General features: G+C 55.8%; 26 protein-coding genes. 12 read left to right on the top strand and 14 right to left on the bottom strand.

Annotated elements, in window-relative coordinates; translation table 11 throughout:
* Nucleotides 1-8 precede the first annotated feature (8 nt).
* Nucleotides 9-794: a zinc ABC transporter permease subunit ZnuB gene (gene znuB, locus IB212_RS13445; RefSeq protein ID WP_041909449.1), complete on the bottom strand. Its 786-nt coding sequence runs from the start codon at nt 792-794 to the stop codon at nt 9-11.
* Nucleotides 791-1,546, bottom strand: coding sequence for a zinc ABC transporter ATP-binding protein ZnuC (gene znuC / locus IB212_RS13440; protein ID WP_028013621.1), 756 nt, complete (start codon nt 1,544-1,546; stop codon nt 791-793). The genes znuB and znuC overlap by 4 nt, the downstream gene beginning before the upstream one ends.
* Nucleotides 1,547-1,623: 77 nt before the next feature.
* On the opposite strand from znuC, the gene znuA reads away from it, so the two are divergent.
* The 3 genes from znuA (at nt 1,624) to lpxM (ending at nt 4,995) form a co-directional block, all read left to right on the top strand.
* The gene (gene znuA / locus IB212_RS13435; RefSeq protein WP_041911996.1) at nt 1,624-2,568 is read left to right on the top strand and encodes a zinc ABC transporter substrate-binding protein ZnuA; all 945 of its coding nucleotides are present in this window, start codon (nt 1,624-1,626) and stop codon (nt 2,566-2,568) included.
* Nucleotides 2,569-2,583: 15 nt separating this feature from the next.
* Nucleotides 2,584-3,903 carry a murein DD-endopeptidase MepM gene (mepM, locus tag IB212_RS13430; protein ID WP_028013619.1) on the top strand — a complete coding sequence of 440 codons (1,320 nt, stop codon included), beginning with the start codon at nt 2,584-2,586 and terminating at the stop codon, nt 3,901-3,903.
* Nucleotides 3,904-4,023: 120 nt separating this feature from the next.
* Nucleotides 4,024-4,995: a lauroyl-Kdo(2)-lipid IV(A) myristoyltransferase gene (gene lpxM, locus IB212_RS13425; RefSeq protein ID WP_028013618.1), complete on the top strand. Its 972-nt coding sequence runs from the start codon at nt 4,024-4,026 to the stop codon at nt 4,993-4,995.
* An 80-nt stretch (nt 4,996-5,075) separates the two neighbouring features.
* Here lpxM and IB212_RS13420 read toward each other — a convergent pair whose 3' ends face one another.
* The 3 genes from IB212_RS13420 to IB212_RS13410 form a co-directional block, all read right to left on the bottom strand.
* Nucleotides 5,076-6,230 (bottom strand): IS481 family transposase, encoded by a 1,155-nt coding sequence (locus IB212_RS13420; protein WP_409033778.1) that lies wholly within the window; start codon nt 6,228-6,230, stop codon nt 5,076-5,078.
* A 103-nt stretch (nt 6,231-6,333) separates the two neighbouring features.
* Nucleotides 6,334-7,776, bottom strand: coding sequence for a pyruvate kinase (pyk, locus tag IB212_RS13415; protein WP_028013616.1), 1,443 nt, complete (start codon nt 7,774-7,776; stop codon nt 6,334-6,336).
* 139 nt (nt 7,777-7,915) lie between these two features.
* Complete coding sequence (locus IB212_RS13410; RefSeq protein ID WP_041909454.1) at nt 7,916-8,785, bottom strand: MurR/RpiR family transcriptional regulator; 870 nt, start codon at nt 8,783-8,785, stop codon at nt 7,916-7,918.
* A 358-nt stretch (nt 8,786-9,143) separates the two neighbouring features.
* Here IB212_RS13410 and zwf point away from each other — a divergent pair, with 358 nt between their 5' ends.
* From zwf to kdgA, 3 genes are all read left to right on the top strand, one after another.
* On the top strand, nt 9,144-10,619 hold the full coding sequence (zwf, locus tag IB212_RS13405; protein WP_028013613.1) for a glucose-6-phosphate dehydrogenase: 1,476 nt from the start codon (nt 9,144-9,146) through the stop codon (nt 10,617-10,619).
* 234 nt (nt 10,620-10,853) lie between these two features.
* Complete coding sequence (edd, locus tag IB212_RS13400; RefSeq protein ID WP_041909456.1) at nt 10,854-12,665, top strand: phosphogluconate dehydratase; 1,812 nt, start codon at nt 10,854-10,856, stop codon at nt 12,663-12,665.
* A 39-nt stretch (nt 12,666-12,704) separates the two neighbouring features.
* Nucleotides 12,705-13,346 (top strand): bifunctional 4-hydroxy-2-oxoglutarate aldolase/2-dehydro-3-deoxy-phosphogluconate aldolase, encoded by a 642-nt coding sequence (kdgA, locus tag IB212_RS13395; protein WP_014884307.1) that lies wholly within the window; start codon nt 12,705-12,707, stop codon nt 13,344-13,346.
* Nucleotides 13,347-13,387: 41 nt separating this feature from the next.
* Here kdgA and purT read toward each other — a convergent pair whose 3' ends face one another.
* Complete coding sequence (gene purT / locus IB212_RS13390; protein ID WP_041909459.1) at nt 13,388-14,566, bottom strand: formate-dependent phosphoribosylglycinamide formyltransferase; 1,179 nt, start codon at nt 14,564-14,566, stop codon at nt 13,388-13,390.
* 170 nt (nt 14,567-14,736) lie between these two features.
* Here purT and IB212_RS13385 point away from each other — a divergent pair, with 170 nt between their 5' ends.
* Both IB212_RS13385 and ptrB read left to right on the top strand, forming a co-directional pair.
* Nucleotides 14,737-15,387, top strand: coding sequence for a tellurite resistance TerB family protein (locus IB212_RS13385; RefSeq protein WP_041909460.1), 651 nt, complete (start codon nt 14,737-14,739; stop codon nt 15,385-15,387).
* An 85-nt stretch (nt 15,388-15,472) separates the two neighbouring features.
* Nucleotides 15,473-17,533, top strand: coding sequence for an oligopeptidase B (gene ptrB / locus IB212_RS13380; protein WP_041909462.1), 2,061 nt, complete (start codon nt 15,473-15,475; stop codon nt 17,531-17,533).
* Here ptrB and exoX read toward each other — a convergent pair.
* From exoX to IB212_RS13365, 3 genes are all read right to left on the bottom strand, one after another.
* Entirely contained in the window at nt 17,530-18,192 is a 663-nt protein-coding gene (gene exoX, locus IB212_RS13375) for an exodeoxyribonuclease X (protein WP_025756911.1), read from the bottom strand. The two genes, ptrB and exoX, sit on opposite strands and share 4 nt — an antisense overlap.
* A 24-nt stretch (nt 18,193-18,216) precedes the next feature.
* On the bottom strand, nt 18,217-18,867 hold the full coding sequence (locus IB212_RS13370; RefSeq protein ID WP_041909464.1) for a nitrilase-related carbon-nitrogen hydrolase: 651 nt from the start codon (nt 18,865-18,867) through the stop codon (nt 18,217-18,219).
* A 110-nt stretch (nt 18,868-18,977) separates the two neighbouring features.
* On the bottom strand, nt 18,978-19,208 hold the full coding sequence (locus tag IB212_RS13365; RefSeq protein ID WP_008500465.1) for a DNA polymerase III subunit theta: 231 nt from the start codon (nt 19,206-19,208) through the stop codon (nt 18,978-18,980).
* A gap of 136 nt (nt 19,209-19,344) precedes the next feature.
* Between IB212_RS13365 and yobA the strand changes: the two genes are divergently transcribed.
* The 3 genes from yobA to IB212_RS13350 are packed head-to-tail and all read left to right on the top strand — an operon-like array spanning nt 19,345 to nt 20,942.
* Nucleotides 19,345-19,716, top strand: a complete 372-nt coding sequence (gene yobA, locus IB212_RS13360; protein WP_041909466.1) for a CopC domain-containing protein YobA — start codon at nt 19,345-19,347, stop codon at nt 19,714-19,716.
* A 1-nt stretch (nt 19,717) separates the two neighbouring features.
* Nucleotides 19,718-20,587 (top strand): copper homeostasis membrane protein CopD, encoded by an 870-nt coding sequence (gene copD / locus IB212_RS13355; RefSeq protein ID WP_041909468.1) that lies wholly within the window; start codon nt 19,718-19,720, stop codon nt 20,585-20,587.
* 16 nt (nt 20,588-20,603) lie between these two features.
* Nucleotides 20,604-20,942, top strand: a complete 339-nt coding sequence (locus IB212_RS13350; RefSeq protein ID WP_028013604.1) for a YebY family protein — start codon at nt 20,604-20,606, stop codon at nt 20,940-20,942.
* A 441-nt stretch (nt 20,943-21,383) separates the two neighbouring features.
* On the opposite strand, the gene IB212_RS13345 is transcribed toward IB212_RS13350, so the two are convergent.
* The 3 genes from IB212_RS13345 to IB212_RS13335 all read right to left on the bottom strand — a co-directional run bounded on the left by IB212_RS13345 (nt 21,384) and on the right by IB212_RS13335 (nt 23,369).
* Nucleotides 21,384-22,052, bottom strand: coding sequence for a benzoate transporter (locus IB212_RS13345; RefSeq protein WP_369797261.1), 669 nt, complete (start codon nt 22,050-22,052; stop codon nt 21,384-21,386).
* On the bottom strand, nt 22,049-22,219 hold the full coding sequence (locus IB212_RS13340; RefSeq protein ID WP_395756337.1) for a hypothetical protein: 171 nt from the start codon (nt 22,217-22,219) through the stop codon (nt 22,049-22,051). The genes IB212_RS13345 and IB212_RS13340 overlap by 4 nt, the downstream gene beginning before the upstream one ends.
* 208 nt (nt 22,220-22,427) lie before the next feature.
* A complete protein-coding gene (locus tag IB212_RS13335; protein ID WP_041909470.1) occupies nt 22,428-23,369 on the bottom strand; it encodes a VirK/YbjX family protein in 942 nt (313 codons plus the stop codon).
* A gap of 168 nt (nt 23,370-23,537) precedes the next feature.
* On the opposite strand from IB212_RS13335, the gene pphA reads away from it, so the two are divergent.
* Nucleotides 23,538-24,182 carry a protein-serine/threonine phosphatase gene (pphA, locus tag IB212_RS13330; protein ID WP_041909471.1) on the top strand — a complete coding sequence of 215 codons (645 nt, stop codon included), beginning with the start codon at nt 23,538-23,540 and terminating at the stop codon, nt 24,180-24,182.
* A 34-nt stretch (nt 24,183-24,216) separates the two neighbouring features.
* Here the strand turns inward: pphA and IB212_RS13325 are convergent, their stop codons facing one another.
* Both IB212_RS13325 and rsmF read right to left on the bottom strand, forming a co-directional pair.
* A complete protein-coding gene (locus IB212_RS13325) occupies nt 24,217-24,456 on the bottom strand; it encodes a YebV family protein (RefSeq protein ID WP_041909472.1) in 240 nt (79 codons plus the stop codon).
* Nucleotides 24,457-24,561: 105 nt separating this feature from the next.
* Entirely contained in the window at nt 24,562-26,010 is a 1,449-nt protein-coding gene (gene rsmF / locus IB212_RS13320; protein WP_204376005.1) for a 16S rRNA (cytosine(1407)-C(5))-methyltransferase RsmF, read from the bottom strand.
* Between the last annotated feature and the right edge of the window lie 30 nt (nt 26,011-26,040).

Genomic DNA, 26,040 nt, shown 5'->3' with positions numbered 1-26,040 from the left:
CATGCTCACTACTGCGCGGTCTTTTTCATCATACTGAAAACAAACAACACCGCCGCGCTCAAGACCACCGACGGTCCGGCTGGCGTGTCATAAAACGCCGAAAAGGTTAACCCGCCCGTGACGGCGATCATCCCGATAACCACCGCGATACCGGCCATTTGCTCTGGCGTACGTGCAAAACGGCGCGCCGTGGCGGCAGGGATAATCAGCAGCGACGTGATGATCAGTGCCCCGACAAACTTCATCGCCACGCCAATCGTTAACGCCGTAACCAGCATCAGTAGCAGCTTCACGCGCTGCAGCTTCACGCCGTCGACGAAGGCTAAATCCGGGCTGACGGTCATTGCCAGTAAATTCCGCCACTGCCACAGCAGAATACCCAGTACCACCACCACGCCAATGGCGATCGCGATGAGATCGTCAGGCGTTACGGCCAGCAGATCGCCGAACAGGTAGGCCATCAGGTCAACGCGGATATTTGACATCAGGCTAACAACGACCAGACCCAGCGACAGCGCGCTGTGCGCCATGATGCCAAGCAGCGTATCAATCGCGAGGTGAGGACGCTTCTCCAGCCAGACCAGACCGGCCGCCAGCAGCAGCGTGACCACAATCACCGCGTAAAAGGGATTCACATCCAGCAGCAAACCAAAGGCAACGCCCAGCAGCGACGCATGCGCCAGGGTATCACCGAAGTAAGACATTCTGCGCCACACCACAAACGAGCCGAGTGGGCCTGCGGCGCAGGCAAGCATAACCCCGGCCAGCCAGCCGGGCAGTAACAGTTCAATCATGAGTGTCCATTTCCCCGACGCAGAACGATTCGTCCCTGCAAATCATGGCGGTGATTATGATGATGGCGATAAATGCCAAGCTGTTCAGCGCCGCGAGGGCCGAACATGGAGATAAATTCCGGGTGCATTGAGACCACTTCAGGCGTGCCGGAACAGCAAATGTGATGGTTGAGACACAGCACTTCGTCGGTTTTCGCCATCACCAGATGCAGGTCATGGGAGACCATCAGCACGGCGCAGTTCAGTTCGCGGCGCAGCTGGTCGATCAAATCATAAAGCGCGACCTGACCATTGACGTCCACGCCCTGGGTTGGCTCATCCAGCACCAGCAGCTGCGGGCTGCTCAGCAGCGCACGGGCCAGCAAAACGCGCTGCGTCTCACCGCCGGACAGCTTCTGCAACGGCGCATCGATAAGGTGGCCCGCCTGCACGCGCTTCAGCGCCGGGAGAATATCGGCTTTTCGCGTGCCGGGACGCAGACGCAGAAAACGATTTACCGTCAGCGGCAGGGTGGCGTCCAGATGTAATTTTTGCGGCACATAGCCGATCCGCAATTTTTCCTCACGCGTGATTACACCTTCATCCGGTGTAACCAGACCCAGCACCACGCGCACCAGAGTGGATTTACCTGCGCCATTGGGGCCGAGCAGCGTCAGAATTTTTCCGGGCTTGAGATCCAGCGATACGTCAGAGAGGACGCGGCGCTGGCCAAAGGAGACCGAAATATTGTCGAGAGAAACCAGAGTCGTCATGTCAATTTAAGCTTGAAGAAGTCAACGAATGTTATAATATCACATTCCACGCATTCACTACGATGATTAGTCGCATTATGTTACATAAAAATACGCTTCTTTTCGCAGCATTATCCGCTGCCCTTTGGGGAACAACCGCACAAGATGTTAACGCTGCCGTTGTTGCTTCGCTTAAACCGCTTGGATTCATCGCGTCGGCCATTGCCGATGGGGTAACGGAAACCCAGGTTCTGCTCCCTGACGGGGCCTCAGAGCATGACTATTCTCTGCGTCCGTCTGATGTAAAACGCTTACAAAACGCAGACTTAGTTGTCTGGATTGGTCCGGAGATGGAAGCATTCATGCAGAAATCCGCCAAACAGGTTGCTGATGAAAAACAGGTCGCGATTTCCGGGCTTTCCGGCGTGAAACCGTTGCTCATGAAAGGGGCGGATGATGACGGTGACGAACATGACCATCACGCTGCAGAGGGTGAAAAAGGTGATGGAGATCACCATCACGGCGAGTACAACATGCATCTCTGGCTATCCCCAGAGATAGCGCGGCTTTCAGCGGTTGCAATCCATGACAAATTAGTGGAACTTATGCCGCAAAGTCGAGCCAAACTAGACGCCAACCTGAAGGATTTTGAGGCACAATTAGCCGCAACCGATAAGCAGGTAGGTAATGAGCTCGCACCGTTGAAAGGAAAAGGGTATTTCGTTTTTCATGACGCCTACGGCTACTACGAAAAACACTACGGCCTGACCCCGCTTGGGCACTTTACCGTCAACCCTGAAATTCAACCTGGTGCGCAGCGTTTACATGAAATCAGAACACAGTTGGTTGAGCAGAAAGCGACATGCGTTTTTGCTGAGCCACAGTTCAGGCCAGCGGTCGTAGAAGCCGTGGCCAGGGGAACATCCGTGCGCATGGGAACCCTTGACCCGCTAGGTACGAATATCCAGTTGAGCAAAGCGAGCTATTCGCAGTTCCTCAGCCAACTGGCGAACCAGTATGCGAGCTGCCTGAAAGGAGATTAACGAGGAAGTGAATACGTGCAACAGATAGCCCGCTCTGTCGCCCTGGCATTTAACAATCTGCCTCGACCCCACCGCGTTATGCTGGGGTCGCTTACAGTTCTCACCCTAGCGGTCGCCGTCTGGCGGCCCTATGTTTACCACCCGAGTTCTGCCCCTATCATTAAAACCATCGAGCTTGAAAAGAGCGAGATCCGCTCTTTGCTGCCTGAAGCCAGCGAGCCTATCGACCAGGCCGCTCAGGAAGATGAAGCTATCCCTCAGGATGAACTGGACGATAAAACCGAGAACGAAGCGGGGATCCACGAATACGTTGTCTCTACCGGTGACACGCTGAGCAGCGTGCTCAACCAGTACGGTATCGACATGGGCAATATCAGCCAGCTGGCCGCTGCGGATAAAGACCTGCGTAACCTGAAAATCGGGCAACAGCTCTCCTGGACATTAACGGCGGATGGCGATCTTCAGCGTTTGACCTGGGAAATGTCCCGCCGCGAAACCCGTACCTATGACCGCACTGCAAACGGTTTCAAAATGACCAGTGAAATGCAGAAAGGCGACTGGGTTAACAGCGTGATGAAAGGTACCGTGGGCGGAAGCTTTGTTTCCAGCGCCCGTGATGCGGGCCTGACCAGCGGTGAAATCAGCGCGGTGATCAAAGCCATGCAGTGGCAGATGGATTTCCGTAAGCTGAAGAAAGGCGATGAGTTTTCCGTCCTGATGTCCCGCGAAATGCTGGACGGCAAGCGCGAGCAGAGCCAGCTGCTGGGGGTGCGTCTGCGCTCCGAGGGAAAAGATTACTACGCCATTCGCGCTGAAGATGGCAAGTTCTATGACCGCAGCGGTACGGGCCTTGCGAAAGGCTTCCTGCGTTTCCCGACGGCGAAACAGTTCCGCGTCTCCTCTAACTTTAACCCGCGTCGTCTGAACCCGGTTACCGGGCGCGTTGCGCCTCACCGCGGGGTAGACTTCGCGATGCCGCAGGGCACGCCGGTGCTGTCCGTTGGCGATGGCGAAGTAGTGATGGCAAAACGCAGCGGTGCTGCGGGCTATTACGTGGCTATCCGTCACGGTCGTACCTATACCACCCGCTATATGCACCTGCGCAAGCTGCTGGTCAAACCGGGGCAGAAAGTGAAACGCGGCGACCGTATCGCGCTCTCCGGCAACACCGGACGCTCTACTGGCCCGCATCTGCACTATGAAGTGTGGATCAACCAGCAGGCCGTGAACCCGCTGACGGCCAAACTGCCGCGCACCGAAGGCCTGACAGGTAAAGATCGTTCCGATTACCTGGCGCAGGCGAGAGAGGTGATACCGCAGCTGAGCTTAAACTAAGCTCTCTGTTTTGTGAAAAAAGCCGGTGTCAGCATGCGCCGGCTTTTTCTTTTGTGCGTGGGCGACTGCCTCGCTACACTATCTGAATAATTTTTTGCGTCACCAGACCCTGGAACCAGCATGGAAACAAAAAAAAATAATATTGAATACATTCCTGAGTTTGAAAAATCCTTTCGACATCCGCGCAACTGGGGCGCCTGGCTGGGGGTTTACACCTTTGCGGGCATCGCTATGCTGCCTGCCGCGCTGCGCGATCCCGTACTGGGAAAAATTGGCCGTCTGGCCGGACGCTTAGGTAAAAGCGCGCGTCGTCGTGCGCAGATCAACCTCTATTACTGTTTTCCTGAAAAAAGCGATGCCGAGCGCGAGGCCATCATCGACGCGATGTATACCACCGCACCGCAGGCCATGGCGATGATGGCGGAGCTGGCGCTGAAAGGACCGGAAAAAATCATCGACCGCGTTGACTGGAAAGGGCTGGAAATCATCGACGAAATGCGTCGCAATGATGAGAAGGTCATTTTCCTCGTGCCGCACGGCTGGGGCGTGGATATCCCGGCAATGCTGATGGCTTCCCAGGGGCAGAAAATGGCGGCGATGTTCCATAACCAGGGCAATAAAATCTACGATTTTGTCTGGAATACGGTACGTCGTCGTTTTGGCGGACGTTTGCATGCGCGTAACGACGGCATCAAGCCGTTTATTCAGTCGGTACGTCAGGGGTACTGGGGCTACTATCTGCCGGACCAGGACCACGGACCCGAGCACAGCGAGTTTGTCGACTTCTTTGCGACCTATAAAGCCACGCTCCCCGCGATTGGGCGTCTGATGAAGGTCTGCCGTGCCCGCGTGATCCCGCTCTTTCCGGTTTACGACGGTAAAACGCATCGTCTGAGCATTGAAGTCCGTCCGCCGATGGACGACCTGCTGACTGCGGACGATCGCACCATCGCGCGCCGCATGAACGAAGAGGTGGAGCTGCTGGTGGGGCCGCATACCGAACAGTACACGTGGATACTGAAGCTGCTGAAAACGCGGAAGCCGGGAGAGACGGAGCCCTATAAGCGTAAAGAGCTTTACCCGAGGAAATAGAAAACCTTCACCTTGTCCCTCTCCCCTTGTACAGTCCGGGGACATGGTAGACAGGTGTTCGGGGACATGGTGAACACTTTTTAACATCCTTTACCCATGGTGATCGACTTTTTCTTCAGGTCGATCACCCCCACTTTCGTGCTGTACCACCACACTTCATAGCAGCCGTCATCCTGTGTCTCCCTCAGCCCGACCCGTTCTCCCCTGAACGCCTTGCCTGCGCTCAGACTGACACCCTGTATGCTCAGCTTTCCGCTGACATCCACTTTCCTGACCTTCACCCCTTCATCGTATTCAGGTGGCGTTACGCTGCCGCTGTACTGCCGGGCAGACGGCTGATAACGCGAGGCCGGTACCGCCATATCCAGCGCCTCGTGCGGGCGTTCAAGGTTGTACACCGTGCGCCAGTGGTCGAAGGCGCGCTGCAGCTCACCGCTGTCCGCGAACCATTTTCCCTGCAGCACTTCCGCCTTCAGGCTGCGGTGAAAACGCTCCAGCTTGCCCTGCGTCTGCGGATGATAAGGCCGGGAGTGCCCCACCCGGATACCGTGGCGCATCAGCCACAGCTCCAGCACTGTCCAGGTGCCGGTGGTGTCGCCCCACGGTGAGCCGTTGTCCATCGTCATCCGGTCCGGCAGGCCGTAGCGTTCAAACACGCTGACCAGCTGCTGCTGCACGGTCTCGCGCCGTTCATCGGTACAGTGCGCCAGGCACAGGGAAAAACGGGAGTGGTCATCCAGCAGGGTGAGCGGATGGCAGCGGCCACCGCCAAAGGGAAAGTGGCCCTTAAAATCCATCTGCCAGAGGCGATTCGGCGCGTCGTGTTCGAACCGTCCCGTAGCCGGAACGCCCGGTGATGCGCCCGGCAGCAGACCGTGACGGGCCATCAGGCTATGGACGGTGCTGAAGGCGGGCATACGGTGCCCCTGGTCTTCGAGCCAGCGCTTAATCTTGCGTGCGCCCCAGCGTTCATGGCGCTCATGGGCCATGCGCAGCAGGGCGGTGATGTCGTCAGATGAGCGGTTCGGGGAATGATGAGGTGCGCGGGAGCGGTCCCGAAGACCGGAGGCACCTTCCTCAGCCCAGCGCTGAAGCCACTTGTAGCCGGTGGCAGGAGAAATGCCGAACTGACGGCAGAGGAAACGGATGTTCGCCCCGTCCTGCGAGGCGAACAGCACAAACTCGGTACGTAATGACATGGTATCTCTCGCATCCCAGGGCATAAGCGACTCCATAAACGGGTTCTTATGCCTCAGTTGTAAGTGTCTACCATGTCCCCGAACAAGTGTTCACTATGTCCCCGGACCGTACACCCCTTAGGGGAGAGGGGATCGGATCTTACTCTACAGTCAGTACGCGCGTGGTATTGGTTGAGCCGATGGTGCTCATCACGTCACCCTGCGTCACGATGACGATATCACCAGACACCAGGTAACCTTTATCGCGCAGCAGGTTTACGGCATCGTGCGCCGCGGCTACGCCGTCATTGGTGCTGTCGAAGTGTACCGGGGTAACACCGCGGTACAGCGCCGTCAGGTTCAGCGTACGCTCGTGGCGTGACATGGCGAAAATCGGCAGGCCGGAGCTGATGCGAGAGGTCATCAGCGCGGTGCGGCCAGATTCGGTCATGGTGATGATCGCCGTAACGCCTTTCAGATGGTTGGCCGCATACATGGCGGACATCGCAATCGCTTCTTCCACATTGTCGAACTGGATATCCAGGCGGTGCTTGGAGACGTTAATGCTTGGGATCTTCTCCGCGCCCAGGCAGACGCGCGCCATTGCGGCCACGGTTTCTGCCGGATACTGGCCCGCCGCAGTTTCCGCTGACAGCATCACCGCATCGGTACCGTCCAGCACGGCGTTAGCGACGTCCATGACTTCCGCACGGGTTGGCATTGGGTTAGTGATCATGGATTCCATCATCTGGGTGGCGGTGATCACCGCGCGGTTCAGCTGACGTGCGCGACGAATCAGCGCTTTCTGGATACCGACCAGTTCAGGGTCGCCGATTTCCACGCCCAGATCGCCACGGGCAACCATCACCACGTCAGAGGCGAGGATCACATCGTCCATCGCATCCTGATCGCACACGGCTTCCGCGCGTTCAACCTTAGCGACGATTTTGGCATCACAGCCTGCGTCACGGGCCAGGCGGCGCGCATAGTTCAGATCTTCGCCACAGCGTGGGAAGGAGACCGCCAGATAGTCAACGCCGATCTGGGCCGCCGTTACGATATCCGCTTTGTCTTTGTCGGTCAGGGCTTCCGCAGAGAGGCCGCCGCCCAGTTTGTTGATGCCTTTATTGTTGGAGAGCGGGCCGCCGACGGTGACTTCAGTGAACACTTTCATCCCCTGAACTTCCAGCACCTTCAGCTGGACGCGACCGTCGTCGAGCAGCAGGATATCGCCAGGGACCACATCAGCCGGCAGGCCTTTATAGTCGATCCCGACTTTCTCTTTATCGCCTTCGCCTTTGCCGAGGTTGGCATCCAGCAGGAATTTGTCGCCGATATTGAGGAAAACTTTACCTTCTTTAAAGGTTGATACACGAATTTTTGGACCCTGCAGGTCGCCGAGGATAGCGACGTGGCGGCCCAGCTTAGCGGCGATCTCACGCACTTTATCGGCACGCAATTTATGGTCTTCTGGCGTACCGTGAGAGAAGTTCATACGTACCACGTTGGCGCCAGCGGCGATAATCTTTTCGAGGTTATTATCGCGATCGGTGGCCGGGCCTAAGGTGGTGACGATCTTGGTTCTGCGAAGCCTTCTGGACATGTAATACTCCGTTGACTGAAACAACTTTGGTGTTGCGTGAACATTGAATCGGCCTTCATCTACCGCAAGGCAGCAAAGAGGGGGCCGAATGCCGAAAATCGTTACATCTAATTATGGGTTACGTCTTCGTTATCTACTTTCAGGGAACATCGCTCTTTATAAGCAATTCTTTATCAAAACGCGATTCCTTCAGCGCTTCCTTGACTCGCTTCAAGTTATCTCGGAATTTTGCGCCCCGGCGTAAGGTAAATCCGGTCGCCAGCACGTCGATTACCGTGAGCTGCGCCAGACGAGACACCATTGGCATATACATGTCGGTATCCTCAGGCACGTCCAGGGTAATGGCGAGAGTCGCCTCCCGCGCCAGCGGCGTGCCGGCGGTGGTGAGGGCGATTACCATGGCATCGTTTTCACGGGCCAGCTGCGCCAGCTCAACCTGGCTTTTGGTGCGGCCAGTGTGCGAAATCAGTACCACGACGTCATCCTCACTGCAATTCATACAGCTCATGCGTTGCAGCACAATGTCATCGGAATAAATAACCGGCACGTTAAAGCGGAAGAATTTATTCATGGCGTCGTGCGCCACGGCGGCTGACGAGCCAAGACCGAAGAACGCAATGCGTTTGGCCTGGGTGAGTAAATCCACCGCGCGGTTTACTGAACTCATATCCAGACTTTGACGAACGTGATCGAGCGTGGCCATGGCCGACTCAAATATTTTTGCCGTATAGGCATCTACGCTGTCGTCTTCATCCACATTACGATTAACATAGGGGGTGCCGTTTGCCAGACTTTGTGCCAGATGCAGTTTAAAATCAGGAAAGCCGCGCGTTTCCAGGCTGCGGCAGAAGCGGTTGACCGTCGGTTCACTGACGCCCGCTTCCTGAGCCAGAGCGGCGATGCTTGAATGAATCGCCTGACCGGGCGCGGCCAGAATGACTTCAGCCACTTTTCGCTCGGATTTGCTAAGGTGTTCCAGTTGATACTGGATTTTTTCAAGCATGTTCATTGTTAACAAGGCGCTCATGGGGGTGGAAACGATTTCACTCATTGATGAAATCTTGATTCGATTAGCCGATATTACCCCTGTGGCTTCCCTAAAGGGTAACAGTCGACAAGATAATGTTGTTGTTTTTTTTCATTACTTGATCGATGTCGGGTTTTGCTATGACCCTGTTGCGCAAATTATCGACGGCTGTTGCGTCATTACGTCGCCATAATCGGCTGAATGGCGAAAAATCACCGTATCGCACGAGACGATAAGCGCTAATGGTTTCGGGAATGACGTAAAAGCAGTACAGTGCATTGTAATAAAATTACAACGATACCTGGCAGAAGCACCAGGTGATCCAACTGAGGAGAATGACATGGCGGTAACACAAACAGCCCAGGCATGTGACCTGGTCATTTTCGGCGCGAAAGGCGATCTTGCACGCCGAAAATTGCTGCCTTCCCTGTATCAACTGGAGAAAGCGGGCCAAATTCATCCGGATACGCGTATCCTGGGGGTTGGGCGCGCCGACTGGGACAAGGACGCTTATACCAAAGTCGTCCGCGAGGCGCTCGAAACTTTCATGAAGGAAAAAATTGATGAAAGTTTGTGGGATACCCTCAGCGGTCGTCTCGATTTCTGCAACCTGGACGTTAATGACGTCAGCGCGTTTTCCCGCCTGGGTGCCATGCTGGATCAGAAAAACCGTGTCACCATTAACTATTTCGCCATGCCGCCAAGCACCTTTGGCGCCATCTGCAAAGGTTTGGGCGAAGCCAAACTGAACGCCAAGCCGGCGCGCGTGGTGATGGAAAAGCCGCTGGGGACGTCGCTGGCTACCTCCCGTGAAATCAACGACCAGGTGGGCGAGTTCTTTGAAGAGTGCCAGGTCTACCGTATCGACCACTATCTCGGTAAAGAGACGGTACTGAACCTGCTGGCGCTGCGTTTCGCTAACTCCCTGTTTGTGAATAACTGGGACAACCGTACCATTGACCACGTGGAAATTACCGTGGCGGAAGAGGTGGGGATTGAAGGTCGCTGGGGTTACTTTGACCAGGCCGGCCAGATGCGCGACATGATCCAGAACCACCTGCTGCAAATTCTGTGCATGATTGCCATGTCTCCACCGTCTGACCTGACGGCTGACAGCATCCGCGATGCCAAAGTGAAAGTGCTGAAGTCGCTGCGCCGCATCGACCGCTCCAACGTGCGCGAGAAAACCGTTCGCGGCCAGTACACTGCCGGGTTTGCGCAAGGCAAAAAGGTGCCAGGCTACCTGGAAGAAGAGGGCGCGAACAAGTCCAGCAATACCGAGACGTTTGTGGCGATCCGCGTGGATATCGACGACTGGCGCTGGGCGGGCGTGCCGTTCTACCTGCGCACCGGTAAGCGTCTGCCGACGAAGTGTTCCGAAGTGGTTGTCTACTTTAAGAACCCGGAACTGAACCTGTTCAAAGAGTCCTGGCAGGAGTTGCCGCAGAACAAGCTGACCATCCGTCTGCAGCCGGACGAAGGGGTGGATATCCAGATCCTCAACAAAGTGCCGGGCCTGGATCATAAGCACAACCTGCAGACCACCAAGCTGGATCTGAGCTACTCCGAAACCTTCAACCAGACGCACCTTGCGGATGCTTACGAGCGTCTGCTGCTGGAAACCATGCGCGGTATCCAGGCGCTGTTCGTGCGTCGCGACGAAGTGGAAGAGGCGTGGAAATGGGTCGATTCCATCACCGAAGCCTGGGCTGCCGATCAGGATGCGCCAAAACCGTATCAGGCGGGTACCTGGGGGCCTGTGGCGTCGGTGGCGATGATCACCCGCGATGGCCGCTCCTGGAACGAGTTTGAGTAGGATAATCCACTAGCCCGAAAGTGTTATTTTACCGGTAACATGATCTAACACAGCTAGTGGCACAATTTTTATACTTTTAAGCTCCGCGTGGATTCACCCGCGGGGCTTTTTTTATTACACTGCCGGAAGTGATTTTGCCCCTGAGCTCCGGACAGCAAGCGTTTCAGCGTTGTTAACAACCGCCAGCGACTTTGTAAACTCCCGAGCCCGGACAGATAAATTAAAGGAGCTTTTATGAATCCTGTATTGTTACGCGTAACACAACGCATTATCGAGCGCTCGAAAGAGACCCGTTCGGCCTACCTCGCCCGCATTGAACAGGCGAAAAGCAACACCGTTCACCGCTCCCAGCTGGCCTGCGGTAACCTGGCCCACGGCTTCGCCGCCTGCCAGCCCGATGACAAAGCCTCCCTGAAAAGCATGTTGCGTAACAATATCGCTATCATCACGTCTTATAACGATATGCTCTCCGCGCACCAGCCGTATGAGGTCTATCCCAACATCATTCGTAAAGCGCTGCACAGCGTGAACGCGGTGGGGCAGGTGGCGGGGGGCGTCCCGGCCATGTGCGACGGCGTGACGCAGGGGCAGGATGGTATGGAGCTGTCGCTGCTGAGCCGCGAAGTGATTGCGATGTCTGCGGCTGTGGGCCTGTCACACAACATGTTTGATGGTGCGCTGTATCTCGGCGTGTGCGACAAAATCGTCCCGGGCCTGGTGATGGCAGCGCTGTCGTTTGGTCATCTGCCAGCGATTTTCGTGCCGTCCGGCCCGATGGCCAGCGGTCTGCCGAATAAAGAAAAAGTGCGTATCCGCCAGCTGTATGCGGAAGGCAAAGCCGATCGTCAGGCGCTGCTGGAAGCCGAAGCCGCGTCCTACCATGCGCCGGGCACCTGTACATTCTACGGCACGGCCAACACCAACCAGATGGTGGTGGAGTTTATGGGGATGCAGCTTCCGGGCTCGTCCTTCATCCAGCCGGACGCGCCGCTGCGCCAGGCGCTGACCGAGGCCGCGGCCCGTCAGGTGACGCGCCTGACAGGAAACGGCAATGAATGGATGCCGATGGGCAAAATGGTCGACGAAAAAGTGATCGTCAACGGTATCGTCGCCCTGCTGGCGACCGGCGGTTCAACTAACCACACCATGCACCTGGTGGCCATGGCGCGCGCGGCGGGTATCCTGATTAACTGGGATGACTTCTCCGACATCTCCTCCGTGGTACCGCTGATGGCGCGTCTGTACCCGAACGGTCCGGCGGACATCAACCACTTCCAGGCTGCGGGCGGTGTGCCGCTGCTGATGCGCGAGCTGCTGAAAGGCGGTCTGCTGCATGAAGACGTGAACACCGTAGCCGGATTTGGTCTGCAGCGCTACACCCAGGAGCCGTGGCTGAACAACGGCGAGCTGGACTGGCGCGACGGGGCAACCGCGTCTCTTGATCCGCAGGTGATTGCCACTATCGACAAACCGTTCTCCCACCACGGCGGTACCAAAGTGCTGAGCGGCAACCTTGGCCGCGCGGTGATGAAAACCTCTGCCGTGCCGGAAGAGAACCAGGTTATCGAGGCCCCGGCGGTAGTGTTTGAAAGCCAGCACGACGTGTTGCCTGCCTTCGACGCCGGTCTGCTGGATAAAGACTGCGTGGTGGTCGTGCGTCATCAGGGGCCAAAAGCGAACGGCATGCCAGAATTACATAAACTTATGCCACCACTTGGTGTATTATTGGACCGCCGTTTCAAAATTGCGTTAGTGACCGATGGCCGCCTGTCAGGCGCATCCGGCAAAGTGCCTTCCGCCATCCACGTCACGCCTGAAGCCTACGACGGCGGCTTGCTGGCGAAAGTGCGCGACGGCGACATGATCCGCGTGAACGGCCAGACTGGCGAGTTAACCCTGCTGGTGGATGACGCGGAGCTGGCGGCACGTCAGCCTCATATTCCTGACCTGAGCGCATCGCGCGTGGGAACCGGACGCGAAATGTTCAGCGCGCTGCGTGAGAAGCTCTCCGGTGCGGAGCAGGGCGCAACCTGTATTACGTTTTAAGACGACTTGATTTTAACGATCTGGCGAGAGAGAACTCTGATGAAAAACTGGAAAACAAGTGCAGAAGCAATCCTGACCACTGGCCCTGTCGTGCCGGTTATCGTGGTAAACAAGCTGGAGCACGCTGTGCCAATGGCGAAAGCGCTGGTTGCGGGCGGCGTTCGCGTTCTGGAAGTGACCCTGCGTACCGCCTGCGCGATGGATGCCATCCGCGCCATCGCTAAAGAAGTGCCGGACGCCATCATCGGTGCGGGTACAGTTCTCAACGCGCAGCAGCTGGCGGAAGTGACCGAAGCTGGCGCACAGTTTGCCATCAGCCCGGGCCTGACCGAGCCGCTGCTGAAGGCCGCGACCGAAGGCACCATTCCCTTGATCCCGGGCATCAGCACCGTTTCTGAACTGATGCTGGGCATGGACTACGGTCTGAAAGAGTTCAAATTCTTCCCGGCAGAAGCGAACGGCGGCACCAAAGCGCTGCAGGCAATTGCGGGTCCCTTCTCTCAGGTACGCTTCTGCCCGACGGGCGGTATCTCCCCGGCTAACTACCGCGACTACCTGGCGCTGAAAAGCGTGCTGTGCATCGGCGGCTCATGGCTGGTTCCGGCGGATGCGCTGGAAGCGGGCGACTGGGATCGCATCACGAAACTGGCTCGTGAAGCGGTTGAAGGCGCGAAGCAGTAAGCCATATGCAGCATGAAAAACGGGCCTTTCGGCCCGTTTTTTTATCCTGCTACCTGAACGTTCGCAGCCGCCGCTTTTGCTCTTACTACGGCCTCGTCAACGTTATCCCCGGTGGCTAACGCCACGCCCAGACGACGCGTACCGTCGATCTCCGGCTTGCCGAACAGACGGACCTGCAGGCCTGCGCCCACCGCGCCTTCGACGTTATCAAACGTCACATTCTGGCTGGTCAGCTGCGGAAGGATCACCGCCGACGCCGCCGGGCCGTACTGGCGGATGCCGCCAACCGGCAGGCCGAGGAAGGCGCGCACGTGCAGGGCGAACTCCGAGAGATCCTGCGAAATGAGCGTGACCATACCGGTGTCGTGCGGGCGAGGGGAGACTTCGCTGAAGATCACTTCGTCACCGCAGACGAACAGCTCCACGCCGAACAGGCCATAACCGCCCAGGGCCAGAACGGTCTTACGGGCAATCTCCCGGGCACGCTCCAGCGCCAGGTCGCTCATCTGCTGCGGCTGCCAGGATTCACGATAATCGCCATCTTCCTGGCGGTGGCCAATCGGGTCGCAGAAATGGACGCCGTCCACGGCACTGACGGTGAGCAGAGTGATTTCGAAATCAAACTTCACCACGCCTTCGACGATCACGCGACCGGCACCGGCACGGCCACCCTGTTGCGCATAATCCCACGCGCTGTCCAGCGCGCTGCTGTCGCGAATAAAGCTCTGACCTTTCCCCGAAGAGCTCATCACCGGCTTAATGATGCACGGGTAGCCAATCTCTTCAACGGCCTGCAGGAATGCGGCTTTGTCACCCGCAAAACGGTAGCTTGAAGTAGGCAGCCCCAGCTCCTCCGCCGCCAGGCGGCGAATGCCTTCACGGTTCATGGTCAGCTTTGCGGCTTTCGCGCAGGGCACCACGCGCTGGCCTGCCTGCTCAAGGGCGATCAGCGTATCGGTTGCGATAGCTTCAATTTCCGGCACGACAAAATCCGGTTTCTCCCGTGCAATAAGCGTACGCAGGGCATCACCGTCCAGCATGTTAATCACATAAGAACGATGGGCGACGTGCATGGCGGGCGCGTCGGCGTAGCGGTCTACGGCAATCACCTCCACCCCTAAACGCTGACACTCAATGGCGACTTCTTTACCCAGTTCGCCCGATCCCAACAGCATTACGCGCGTCGCCGCAGGTCGCAGCGCGGTTCCTAAACGAGTCATAACATTCCCCCTGAAAAAGATGCGCGCAGTATAAACGAAAACGTTTGCGTCTGTCTTGCGCACGGCAAAAGGGCAGACCAGAAATTTGCGCTTCTTTAGGCTTGATGGACATTTCCTGACGCCTGCTCGCTTACGCTGGAGAACATGTTAACCGTTAAGCGAGGGAAACCATGTCAGGCTGGTTAAATCAACTGCAATCCATGTTAGGGCAGAAAACGTCTGGTTCCGGCGAACAGGGGCTGAGCAAACTGCTGGTACCGGGGGCGCTCGGTGGGCTGGCAGGGCTGCTGGTTGCCAATAAATCCTCACGCAAGCTGCTGGCGAAGTACGGTACCGGCGCGCTGCTGGCCGGGGGCGGCGTTATCGCCGGCACCGTGCTGTGGAACAAATATAAGGACAGGGTGCGAGCGGCGCACCGCGATGAACCTCACTATGGGGAGCATACTTCTCCGCTGGATCTGCGCACGGAGCGGCTCATCCTGGCGCTGGTGTTTGCCGCCAAAAGCGACGGGCATATTGATGATAATGAAAGAGCGGCTATCGAACAGCAGCTGCGCGAGGCGGGTGTTGAAGAACAGGGCAGAACGCTGGTGGCGCAGGCCATTGAACAGCCGCTCGATCCGCAGCGTCTGGCACTGAGCGTGAAAAATGAGGAAGAGGCGCTGGAACTCTATTTTCTCAGCTGTGCCGCCATAGATATCGATCACTTTATGGAGCGTAGCTACCTTAATGCCCTCGGCGACGCGCTGAAGATCCCTCAGGACGTGCGCGAGGGGATTGAAAAAGATATCGGGGAACAAAAACTGGCGCTACAGGGCTAACTCGCGCCCCCGTGGTCATGTTTCGCTTGCATCATGCGCGGGTTTTGCCAACCTTATAGGGTGTAAAACTTAAAAGAATGATGACATGCCACCGAAAGCCCGACGTACTCCTTATGCGATCGTCACGCATGGCGATACGCGCATAGACAACTATTACTGGCTGCGGGACGATTCGCGTTCCCGGCCAGAGGTGCTCGACTACCTGCACGAGGAAAACGACTATGGCCGCAGGGTCATGGCCAGCCAGCAGGCGCTTCAGGACCAGCTGCTGAATGAAATGGTGCAGCGTATTCCCCAGCGCGACATCTCCGCGCCCTGGACCAAAAACGGCTATCGCTATCGCCATATCTATGAGCCGGGCAACGAGTATCCCATCTATCAACGACAGTCGGTATTAAGCGCCGAGTGGGATGAATGGGACATTTTGCTGGATGCGAACCAGCGTGCCGCCCACAGCGAGTTTTATACCCTGGGCGGTATGTCCATCTCCCCGGACAACACCATCATGGCGCTGGCGGAGGATTATCTCTCCCGGCGCCAGTACGGCCTGCGTTTTCGCAATCTGGAAACCGGCAACTGGTATCCGGAAATGCTGGAAAACGTCTCCCCGGATTTTGTCTGGGCGAACGATTCCGAGACGGTCTACTACGTTAAAAAGCACGCCTCCACGCTGCTGCCTTATCAGGTGTGGCGCCATACCGTAGGCACGGACTCAGCCGATGACGAGCTGGTCTATGAAGAGAAAGACGAAACGTTTTATGTCAGCCTGCATAAAACCTCCTCGCGCCACTATGTGATTATCTTCCTCGCCAGCGCCACCACCTCGGAAGTGCTGCTCCTGGATGCCGAACTGCCTGACGCCCAGCCGCTCTGTTTCCTGCCGCGCCGCAAGGACCACGAGTACAGCCTGGATCACTTCCAGCACAGCTTTTATCTGCGTTCGAATCGTGAAGGCAAGAACTTTGGTCTGTACAAAACCAAGGTGCGCGACGAGCGCAAGTGGGAGGTGCTGATTCCCGCGCGGGATCAGGTGATGCTGGAAGGGTTCACGCTGTTTACCGACTGGCTGGTGGTGGAGGAGCGCCAGCGGGGGCTGACCAGTATCCGGCAGATCAACCGTAAAACGCGTGAGGTGATAGGGATTGCGTTCGACGATCCGGCCTACGTCACGTGGATCGGCTTTAACCCGGAACCTGAATCGTCCCGGCTGCGCTACGGTTACTCGTCCATGACCACGCCGGATACGCTCTTCGAGCTGGATATGGATACCGGACAGCGCCAGGTGCTTAAGCAAACCGAAGTGAAGGGCTTTGATTCCGACAATTACCGCAGCGAACACCTGTGGGTCACCGCGCGCGATGGCGTGGAGGTGCCTGTTTCGCTCGTTTATCACAAGGCGCACTTCCAGAAGGGTAAAAATCCGATCCTGGTCTATGGCTACGGCTCCTATGGCTCCAGCATGGATGCCGACTTCAGCAGCAGCAGATTAAGCCTGCTCGACCGCGGCTTTGTTTTCGCCATTGCCCATATTCGCGGCGGCGGCGAGCTGGGGCAGCACTGGTATGAAGACGGGAAATTCCTGAAAAAGAAAAACACCTTCAACGACTATCTCGACGTCTGCGATGCGCTGATTGAGCAAGGCTATGGCGATCCTCAGCTTTGCTTCGGCATGGGCGGTAGCGCGGGGGGGATGCTGATGGGGGCGGTCATCAATCAGCGGCCCGAACGCTTTAAGGGTATTGTTGCGCAGGTCCCGTTTGTCGATGTGGTTACCACTATGCTCGATGAGTCCATCCCTTTGACAACCGGAGAGTTTGAGGAGTGGGGCAACCCGCAGGATGAAACCTATTATCGCTATATGAAAGAGTACAGCCCGTATGACAACGTGGAAGCGAAAGCGTACCCGCACATGCTGGTGACGACCGGTTTGCACGATTCACAGGTGCAATACTGGGAACCGGCAAAATGGGTAGCAAAGCTGCGGGAGCTGAAAACCGATGACAACCTGCTGCTGCTCTGTACCGATATGGACTCCGGGCACGGGGGGAAATCGGGTCGATTCAAATCCTACGAAGGGGTGGCCCTTGAGTATGCCTTTTTGATAGGCCTGGCGCAGGATACGTTGCCAGGCCGTGTACAGCGTTAAGCTTCACCCAGATAGTGTTTCAGGGTTAAGCGCAGCTCCGGGCTCATTTTGTCGAGGTTGTTATACAGCCAGCGCAGATAGCCCGGATCTTTATCCGCAATATCCGATACCGCTCTCCCGCGGTATTTGCCGAAGGTGAACGTCGTCAGCAGCGCAGGGCGTCCGGTGATCGTTGCCATATCATCCGGCGTCCAGCCCGATGTGTTCATAATATCTATGAGTAGCGCAGCGGTGATATAGCAGTCATACAGGGCGCGGTGATGGTGCAGCCCTTCAGGGGTTCTGACGCTGAGCTTGCGGGATTTATACAGCGCCATATTGCTGTACTTGATCCCTGGCCAGAGGCGACGCGCCAGCTTCATGGTACAAATCCACTCCCCGGGCATTTCGGGGAGTACCCGACGGTCAAAGCTGGCGTTGTGGGCAACGTACCATGGGCTGCCGTAGTAGTGCGGGATAACATCTTCTATCCAGGGTTTATCCGCCACCATTGATTCTGTAATGCGATGGATAGCCATGGCCTGTGGGCTAATAGGACGATCGGGACGCACCAGATGGCTCATCGGGTTGACGATTTTTCCATCAACCACGTCGACCGAGGCCACTTCCACAATTCCGCCCTGAAGATCGCAAGTTTCGGTATCAATGACGCGCAGCATGAAAATCTCCTGAGCTTAAAACGCTTAGCCTAAAGGAATGATATCGCCTTGCCAACCCTGTCCGTTGCGCGTGCCGGTCAACAGGAGCTCACCCTTATCTGCCCGAACGATCAGCTGGCCTTTTTCATCCCATAACGCGCTGCCCGTGCCGGCATTTGCCATTAACACCGCGATGGCATACCTGTGCGCAAAGCGCTGCAGGGTATTGATGGACTGTCGCCAGCGGTAATCCCTCACCGACTGGCAGCTGGTGAAGAGTGTTGCCTGCGGATCAAGATTCGGGGAATCGCTTTGCCCATCGATAATCGTGAGTTGTTTATCACCCGGCACCAGGCTGGCGCCGCTCCCCTGAGGGTAACGCAGAATACGATCGCGAGAGGGGATAAACAGCGCAAGGCCTTTCTGGCGCTGACCGTTTCGTTCAACGGGAAGCCCTGCAATGAGGGTAATGCGGTAAAAATGCGCGGCGTCAAGCAACGGCTGTAGTCGATCGTCTTCGGGCGGGAGCGGTAATGCCGTCGCGCCCGGGCCGGTTAATGAGAGTTCCGGAAAAACCAGCAAATCGCACTGATGCTGTGCTGCTTCGGCAATAAAGTGGAGATGGTGCGCAATATGGTCATCTACGCTGTGATGCTGCCCGCCATACTGGGCTGCCGCAATATTCCAATGTGACATCGTGACTTCCTTATACACAGAGTCGCAGGGATTAAAGAGTACACCTAATTTAATCAGGGTTTTCTTATCCTGCCAGATTCCGCGTAAGGAAGTGTAACGAGTCGTTAAGCTTATTTAACTTTCGGCTCGTACGGCAAGCGGGAGAGGTTGACCGAGGCGAGACGGTGGGCAATTAACCTTTCGCGAAACCAGTCACGCAGATGGGCGGGCTGTTCTCGCTCCACCACTTCAGCCACGACGGGCATGTTGTAACGCTCTTTAAAGGCGACGCCAGCGGCAGCGAGATCGACATTCACTTTATCCATCTCGTCCTGAGGAAGGGCGGCCAGATTAATCTTCATTACCTTCTCCTTATTTTGCGGCGGCAACGTTACCGCGATTGCGCGACGATAACAAGCAGAGCGGGATGATCCTCGACTCGTTTATTATACAGCGTTATTCTTTAGCATACAGACATAACAAAAAGGAATGATTGTGATGGGTTTATCCGCTTCCCGCGCGGTATGCGCACTGGTTTTTTTGGCCTCAACGGTAATCTCACCCTCCGTGCTGGCGCATGCGCATCTTGAGCAGCAGAGCCCGGCAGCGGACAGCCAGGTGGCGTCACCGCAGGTGCTGACGCTGAATTTCTCCGAAGGTATCGAGCCCGGATTTAGCGGCGTCGTGGTGACGGATGCGCAAAATCAGGTGATCAAAACCGGTACCGCCACGCGAGACGAAAAGAACAAAGCACAGCTGACCGTTCCGCTGGAACAGACGCTGGCGCCGGGGGCTTACCGGGTGGACTGGCACGTGGTTTCCGTCGACGGCCATAAAACCAAAGGCAGCTATCGCTTCAGCGTGAAATAGCATGCTGGGACTGTTATACGTAGGATTGCGCTTTATCCATTTTGCGGCGCTAATGCTCGTTTTTGGCAACGCGCTTTACAGCGTCTGGTTTGCGCCTTCCGGGCTGCACCGCCTGATGGCCCGGCGTTTCCAGCTCCAGCAGAGAGTGGCATCCATCGTCAGCCTGACCGCTGCGATCCTGATGTTTATGCTTCAGGGCGGCTTAATGGGCAACGGCTGGGGCGATGTGTTTAACCCGCAAATCTGGAACAGCGTGCTGGGAACGCGGTTTGGTGGCGTCTGGTTGTGGCAAATTATCCTCGCTGCCATCACCGTTGTCGTCGCGTGGCTCGCGCCGCTGAAAGGCTCGCGCCTGCTGCTGCTCGCCATGGGCCAGCTTATCCTGCTGGCAGGTGTAGGGCACGCGGCGATGAGCGACGGCCCGATGGGGGCGATACAGCGAATCAATCATGCTGTTCACCTGCTGTGTGCCGCAACCTGGGTGGGTGGATTGCTGCCGCTGCTGTTTTGCATGCGTCTGGCGAAAGGACGCTGGCAGAACGCGGCCATCTATACCATGATGCGTTTCTCGCGCGTGGGGCATTATGCCGTCGCAGGCGTGCTGCTTACCGGCGTAGTGAATGCGCTGTTGATTCTGGGCATCCATATTCCCTGGCAGGCTGGCTACGTGCAGTTTTTGTTGTTCAAATGTGCTCTCGTGGCGTTGATGGTGGCAATTGCGCTGGCAAATCGGTATTTTCTGGTGCCACGGTTCCGTCCGGATTCCGGGCGCGCACAACAGATGTTTATCAGGATGACACAGGCAGAGGTGGTGCTGGGCGCGCTGGTTCTGGCAACGGTCAGTCTGTTTGCTACCTGGGAACCCTTCTGACAAGGTTAACTATTAAATGAAAAAGACAGTACTTTCTCTCTTATTGCTGGCCTGCGCGGGAAGCGCTCTGGCGGCACCGCAGGTAATCACCGTAAGCCGCTTTGAAGTGGGCAAAGACAAATGGGCCTTTAATCGCGAAGAGGTGATGCTGACCTGCCGTCCGGGCCATGCGCTGTATGCGATCAACCCGAGCACGCTGGTCCAGTACCCGCTCAACGATACCGCTGAGCAGCAGGTCGCCAGCGGCAAGAGCAGCGGTCAGCCAGTCAGCGTGATTCAGATTGATGACCCGGCCAACCCGGGGCAGAAGATGAGCCTGGCACCGTTTATCGAGCGCGCTGACAAGCTCTGCTGACGTTCAGGTTTCCAATAAAAAAACCGCAGATGCTCGCCAAAGCACTGCGGTTTTTCACTTTTAATGATGCTCTGACGCTTTTTTTCAGGCCACTTTTGCTGTGGACTGGAAAACCTGGCGTCGTCATCTATTCTTAAAAGGCAAGGCGACTTAGCCTGCATTAATGCCAACTTTTAGCGCACGGCTCTCTCCCAAGAGCCATTTCCCTGGACCGAATACAGGAATCGTATTCGGTCTCTTTTTATCTCTATGTTTCTCAAAAGGTTTCTTCGGTTATGGACCGAAAACCCCGAGAATGGCTGGACAGTTCCCTATCCTGACTAAACCATAACATACTCAGGACCGCGTACGTCCAGGGTTTTTTGGCATCTTTGTTAAAAAATTGTGTCCTGGCGATCGCTGTGGAATCTTCGTCGGTGAAGTAAAGGCCCGGCCTGATAGTTAAATAATGAATTCCCTGAATTTATCTTTGTTGTTAACGATATACTCGGGGAAACTGTCTGCCGACAGCTCTTGCCTGATTAACTTCCTGTCTCGTCCCCAGATATCTTCGGCGTTTTTTATCACCTTCATGATATGTTCCGGGTTATTGAACTCAGGCAGATCGTATTCCGTGTGGGAGATGGTGGACATTTTTTCTGATATGCGTTCAGGGGTCATAACCCATGAGAAATGCCAGACACTATTTTCAATGATGCGATTGTTAAGTTTGAACCAGTTCCATTTGAGCCAGGACCAGTTTTTGACGCTTCTGGTGCGTTTAAGATTTCTGAACGACTCAGGCTCGCCGCCAAAAAAATGAACGAGGTTTTTATATTTTGTGGCTCTCGGCAGTTTACATTTTCTTGGGGTGTTATCTGTATTAAAAACCTGCAGATTAAACTGATAATTATAAAAGTTTTGATAAAGCGTTGTGCAGAGTTTATTCGCGTTGATAGAGCCGATAACCTGTGGTGAAAAAATCTCGTCCACATCGGAAATTAAAATCAAATCATCATATTTAGCACTTTTGAGGCCCTGCATGATGGCATTTCTCTGCGCGGCTTCATTCGCCCATGCATCCACCACCAGACCGTCCTGATGCTGATCGCCGCCGTCAGAGGCTTTCATGAGAGGTGTTTCATCATGCACAACATAAATAATTTTATCTTTAAAAGGACCGTATTTATGTCAAAGTTAAGCTGCCGCTTTTTGCCGGTAAAGGTATGCGTTGACTCAACGATAACGAACCGATCAATAACGTCCGCTAGCGTATTCAGCCTGATATCAAGAAGCATATCTTCATCGTAATACAAGAAGCAGTCGTAAATCATCATTAAAGTCCTTAAATTTGCGTCTACACTGCGCTTTTCCAACGCATTCGCTATTTTCATTTCGCGCAATGCTAACTGAGCACCCCTGGCATATGCAAGAGTGCTCTGCTTTATCATTCCTTTCTCAAACCGAGTGCATTCTCTGTGCTGAGAGCGAAAACGCTTGTCGCGATTAGAAATGGGACTTAACGGACGCCTCAATTTCATCAAGCAGTTCAAAGCGACGACGGTATTCAGCGCGTTTTTTACTGGCTATCTCGTCGAGGGATTTGCGCTCCATCTGCAGCGGCAGCTGCCAGCAGAAGGCGGAAAGTTTTTTCCCACCCAAAGAATCCCAGAATTCGTCATAGCTGGCGTGGAAATGACGGCCTTTGCTGAGGCGATAGCGCAGCGCGCGGAAAACGTGTCCCTCATCGCTGACGGCAAAAATGGCCCGAACAGAGGACTGCGCTGCCAGCTGGAAAAGTACCTCCATCAGCACGCGCTTGGGAAACAGGCCATGGCAGGCGCGAGTTGCCAGTTTAATGGCATCTCGTGACACGCAGCGACGGGGGCCCTGAAGTCCGCCAATGACCATAACGGGCTGGCCATTGCTGCGGGCGACGCTAAAGGTCAGGCTGGCCAGAAGCGTATCCTCGTTGTCGCGCAGCCAGAGCGTACTCTCACCTTCACGCTCGGCTTTGCCAGCTGAGGACGCATTAATCGTGTAGGTCATGCCGTCTTTGACATGGAACTGCGCGATAGGTTGTTCCTGCGCGCCGGTCATAGCCTGGGCAAGACGGCTCTCCTTCAGGCGATCGATCCAGTAGTAATGGTTAACGATAGCGTCGGCGCGATCGTTTGCCGTCAGACCACGCATCAGGTATTGCCGATGGGTCTTGCTGGGCAACGTAATTTGCGATGTCAGCAGTTTGTCGAAATCGTCACGGCCAGAGAGGGCTTCCAGCATACGGTGGGTGGAAGACCAAAAGAGCAGGGAACGTAAAAGGAACTTCAGTCGGTAGTCGCGTTTCCGCCAGATTGGCCCCGGGACGCGTTTGCCGTTCACCAGCTCGGAAATAATATTCGTGCGATGCGGATAGAAAACATCGTTATGTAGCTGTGTATTAGACACGTGAAGACCTCTCGTTTTTATCTCCCCTTATTCTAAGGAGCCAGTAAAAAGGGATTAAGAGCGCGCGGATCTTTATTTCTCTTTGGTTTACCGTTTGTTTTACTTTGTAAGGGCTGCGCTGATCTTCTTGCGCTTTTGACGGCGGCTATACTGTTAAAGGGAGGCCTTATGTATCAGCGAATAGAAGGTGGAGAGTGGCGTCACGTATGGGTTGTCAGCGACATACACGGCTGTTACCAGAGGCTCATGGAGGAACTGAAACGCCGTCATTTCAATCCTTATGAGGATTTACTTATTTCCGTTGGCGATCTGATCGATCGTGGTCCGGACAGCGTGAAATCATTGCAGCTCATCAATGAGAAATGGTTTCGAGCAGTGCGGGGCAATCATGAGCAAATGGCAATAGATAGCCTGGATAATAATGATTTTGCGCTCTGGACAATGAATGGCGGAATGTGGTTTTCGCGGCTTGAGCATGAGGAGCAGCAGCGGGCGCGCTCGTTACTTAACGCATGTCGTGCGTTACCGCATATTATCGAAATTACCTGCGCGAACGGATTGAACGTTATTGCTCATGCTGATTACCCGGCGGAGGAATACCGCTGGGAAAAACCGGTAAGCGCCCAGCGCGTGTTATGGGATCGCGACCGCCTGATGGGGTTTATGGTGGGCAAAGGGCAGGGAATTAGCGGGGCGGATCATTTCTGGTTCGGACATACGCCCGTCGACAGAAGGTATGATTTTGACAATCTGCACTACATTGATACGGGGGCCGTATTTGACGGTTACTTTACGCTGGCGCAGCTGCAGTAATAAATAACCCGCCTTCGGGCGGGTTCTCTTTAGGTCAGGCAAGACGCATGACCCAGGCATCGGCTTTACTATCGTAATGCTCACGGTAAAGGACAGAATGTTCGCCATCAAGTATTGCCGGGACGCTGGTGTCTGCATCCCATGCATCGAGCTGCATGCACAAATCCGGGTCGGATTTGCAGGGAATACTTAACGTTCGATCGCCTTGTGCTTCGCCGCGCAGCTCTGCGTCGTCGATCTCAAAAGCGCCAATACGCACGCTGGTTTTCGTCATAGTGCTCTCCGGGTCGGTTGTCAAAATCTGGTATGACCAGTATGGGGATCCATTTTTGATCGTAGACAAGGAGAGCAAAATCGCCAGTAAAAAAATGCGCTTTTTTCAGGCGGTGCGATCGTTACCGGTAAACAGTCGGCCATCCCGGACCAGTTCGCGTGGATAGCTGTTTTTGAGTCTTGAACCGACCTTTTTGGCCAGCCCCAGCGGGAATCCCTGATAGGTCACCACCACTTCATCTGCGGAAGGCGAGCTGTCAGGATAAACATCGCGGCCACGGTACCACTCTTCGGCTTCCTGATGCGTCAGGGCAAAGGTATTCTCGTGTCCGGCAAGCGCGATGACGGCCTCATGCTGCCAGCGATAGCCTTTATTATGCACTTCCGCCAGGCGGATCCCGATTCGGGAAAAACGCACTTTGCCAATCAGTGGCTCGATATTCGCCGGGAAAAGCCAAACCTCTTTGTCCCGCTGCCAGAGATGCATGCTCTCATCCCACTGCAACCCGACCTTGCTGGCTGCGGCTTCAAGCTGCGCGACGTCGCGGCCTTTAAGCGGCGCAAACGGGAAGTTGCCGACCTTGAATTTGGGGGCGGGCAGGGGAGCAACCGCCTGCGTTTTACGCAGACGCGCCACAAAGAACCCTTCGCAGTCGTAAATCTGCGGGAACACGTGGAGGAAACCTTCCGGCGTGACCGCCTCCTGTGCCGAGGAAAACAGATCGTTAAGCGGCAGGAACTCGACCGCATCCGGATATTGCGCTTTCAGCCACAGGCAGACGTCTTCGTTTTCATCGCGGTTTAAGGTACACGTTGAATAGACCAGCGTGCCGCCGGGGCGCAGGGCGTGGAACGCGCTGTCGATCAGCTCGCGCTGCGTGGCGGCGATCTCAAGATTGCTCTCCACGGACCAGTTCTTTAACGCATCGGGATCTTTACGCACTACCCCTTCACCGGAGCAGGGGGCGTCCAGCAGGATGGCATCAAACATTTCCGGCAGGGCGGCGCCAAAGACGCGACCGTCGAAGTGCGTAAGAGCGACATTATGAATACCGCAGCGGCTGATATTGGCATGCAACACCTTCACGCGGCTGGCGGAAAATTCGTTGGCGAGGATTGCTCCGCGATTGCCCATGCGCGCGGCAATCTGCGTGGTTTTCGAGCCGGGCGCGGCGGCGACATCCATCACGCGTTCAGGCGCGTTGCCGTCGGCGAACAGGGCGGCAACCGGTAGCATTGAGCTCGCTTCCTGAATATAAAACAGACCGCTCAGATGTTCTGCGGTACTTCCCAGCGGCACCGCGTCTTCGTCATCGCGGTCGATCCAGAATCCCTCTTCACACCACGGAACCGGCGTAAGCTGCCAGCCGTACGGAGAGACCAGCGCCAGAAAATCCTCGACGCTGATTTTCAGCGTATTAACGCGGATGCTCCGGCGTAACGGACGCTGGCAGGCGGCGATAAAATCGTCCAACGACAGATGAGAGGGAAGCGCCTCGCGCATCTGCGCCAGGAATTGATCGGGAAGAAATACGGAGTTTTGAGCCACGAGCACACCACAGGGAAAAGTTCAGGTGCGCAGTGT

It is taken from the genome of Enterobacter sp. E12, from assembly GCF_014596715.2.
In the GTDB taxonomy this organism is placed as follows: domain Bacteria; phylum Pseudomonadota; class Gammaproteobacteria; order Enterobacterales; family Enterobacteriaceae; genus Enterobacter; species Enterobacter bugandensis.
Note: the sequence above shows the minus strand (reverse complement) of the source record. Positions and strands in the feature narration are given on the sequence as shown.

What these genes read in the sequence shown, in the direction of transcription:
- znuB (WP_041909449.1), bottom strand. Translation starts at nt 794, where the DNA reads ATGATTGAACTGTTACTGCCCGGCTGGCTGGCCGGGGTTATGCTTGCC.
- znuC (WP_028013621.1), bottom strand. Translation starts at nt 1,546, where the DNA reads ATGACGACTCTGGTTTCTCTCGACAATATTTCGGTCTCCTTTGGCCAG.
- znuA (WP_041911996.1), top strand. Translation starts at nt 1,624, where the DNA reads ATGTTACATAAAAATACGCTTCTTTTCGCAGCATTATCCGCTGCCCTT.
- lpxM (WP_028013618.1), top strand. Translation starts at nt 4,024, where the DNA reads ATGGAAACAAAAAAAAATAATATTGAATACATTCCTGAGTTTGAAAAA.
- IB212_RS13420 (WP_409033778.1), bottom strand. Translation starts at nt 6,230, where the DNA reads ATGGAGTCGCTTATGCCCTGGGATGCGAGAGATACCATGTCATTACGT.
- pyk (WP_028013616.1), bottom strand. Translation starts at nt 7,776, where the DNA reads ATGTCCAGAAGGCTTCGCAGAACCAAGATCGTCACCACCTTAGGCCCG.
- IB212_RS13410 (WP_041909454.1), bottom strand. Translation starts at nt 8,785, where the DNA reads ATGAACATGCTTGAAAAAATCCAGTATCAACTGGAACACCTTAGCAAA.
- zwf (WP_028013613.1), top strand. Translation starts at nt 9,144, where the DNA reads ATGGCGGTAACACAAACAGCCCAGGCATGTGACCTGGTCATTTTCGGC.
- edd (WP_041909456.1), top strand. Translation starts at nt 10,854, where the DNA reads ATGAATCCTGTATTGTTACGCGTAACACAACGCATTATCGAGCGCTCG.
- kdgA (WP_014884307.1), top strand. Translation starts at nt 12,705, where the DNA reads ATGAAAAACTGGAAAACAAGTGCAGAAGCAATCCTGACCACTGGCCCT.
- purT (WP_041909459.1), bottom strand. Translation starts at nt 14,566, where the DNA reads ATGACTCGTTTAGGAACCGCGCTGCGACCTGCGGCGACGCGCGTAATG.
- IB212_RS13385 (WP_041909460.1), top strand. Translation starts at nt 14,737, where the DNA reads ATGTCAGGCTGGTTAAATCAACTGCAATCCATGTTAGGGCAGAAAACG.
- ptrB (WP_041909462.1), top strand. Translation starts at nt 15,473, where the DNA reads ATGCCACCGAAAGCCCGACGTACTCCTTATGCGATCGTCACGCATGGC.
- exoX (WP_025756911.1), bottom strand. Translation starts at nt 18,192, where the DNA reads ATGCTGCGCGTCATTGATACCGAAACTTGCGATCTTCAGGGCGGAATT.
- IB212_RS13370 (WP_041909464.1), bottom strand. Translation starts at nt 18,867, where the DNA reads ATGTCACATTGGAATATTGCGGCAGCCCAGTATGGCGGGCAGCATCAC.
- IB212_RS13365 (WP_008500465.1), bottom strand. Translation starts at nt 19,208, where the DNA reads ATGAAGATTAATCTGGCCGCCCTTCCTCAGGACGAGATGGATAAAGTG.
- yobA (WP_041909466.1), top strand. Translation starts at nt 19,345, where the DNA reads ATGGGTTTATCCGCTTCCCGCGCGGTATGCGCACTGGTTTTTTTGGCC.
- copD (WP_041909468.1), top strand. Translation starts at nt 19,718, where the DNA reads ATGCTGGGACTGTTATACGTAGGATTGCGCTTTATCCATTTTGCGGCG.
- IB212_RS13350 (WP_028013604.1), top strand. Translation starts at nt 20,604, where the DNA reads ATGAAAAAGACAGTACTTTCTCTCTTATTGCTGGCCTGCGCGGGAAGC.
- IB212_RS13345 (WP_369797261.1), bottom strand. Translation starts at nt 22,052, where the DNA reads ATGAAAGCCTCTGACGGCGGCGATCAGCATCAGGACGGTCTGGTGGTG.
- IB212_RS13340 (WP_395756337.1), bottom strand. Translation starts at nt 22,219, where the DNA reads ATGCTTCTTGATATCAGGCTGAATACGCTAGCGGACGTTATTGATCGG.
- pphA (WP_041909471.1), top strand. Translation starts at nt 23,538, where the DNA reads ATGTATCAGCGAATAGAAGGTGGAGAGTGGCGTCACGTATGGGTTGTC.
- IB212_RS13325 (WP_041909472.1), bottom strand. Translation starts at nt 24,456, where the DNA reads ATGACGAAAACCAGCGTGCGTATTGGCGCTTTTGAGATCGACGACGCA.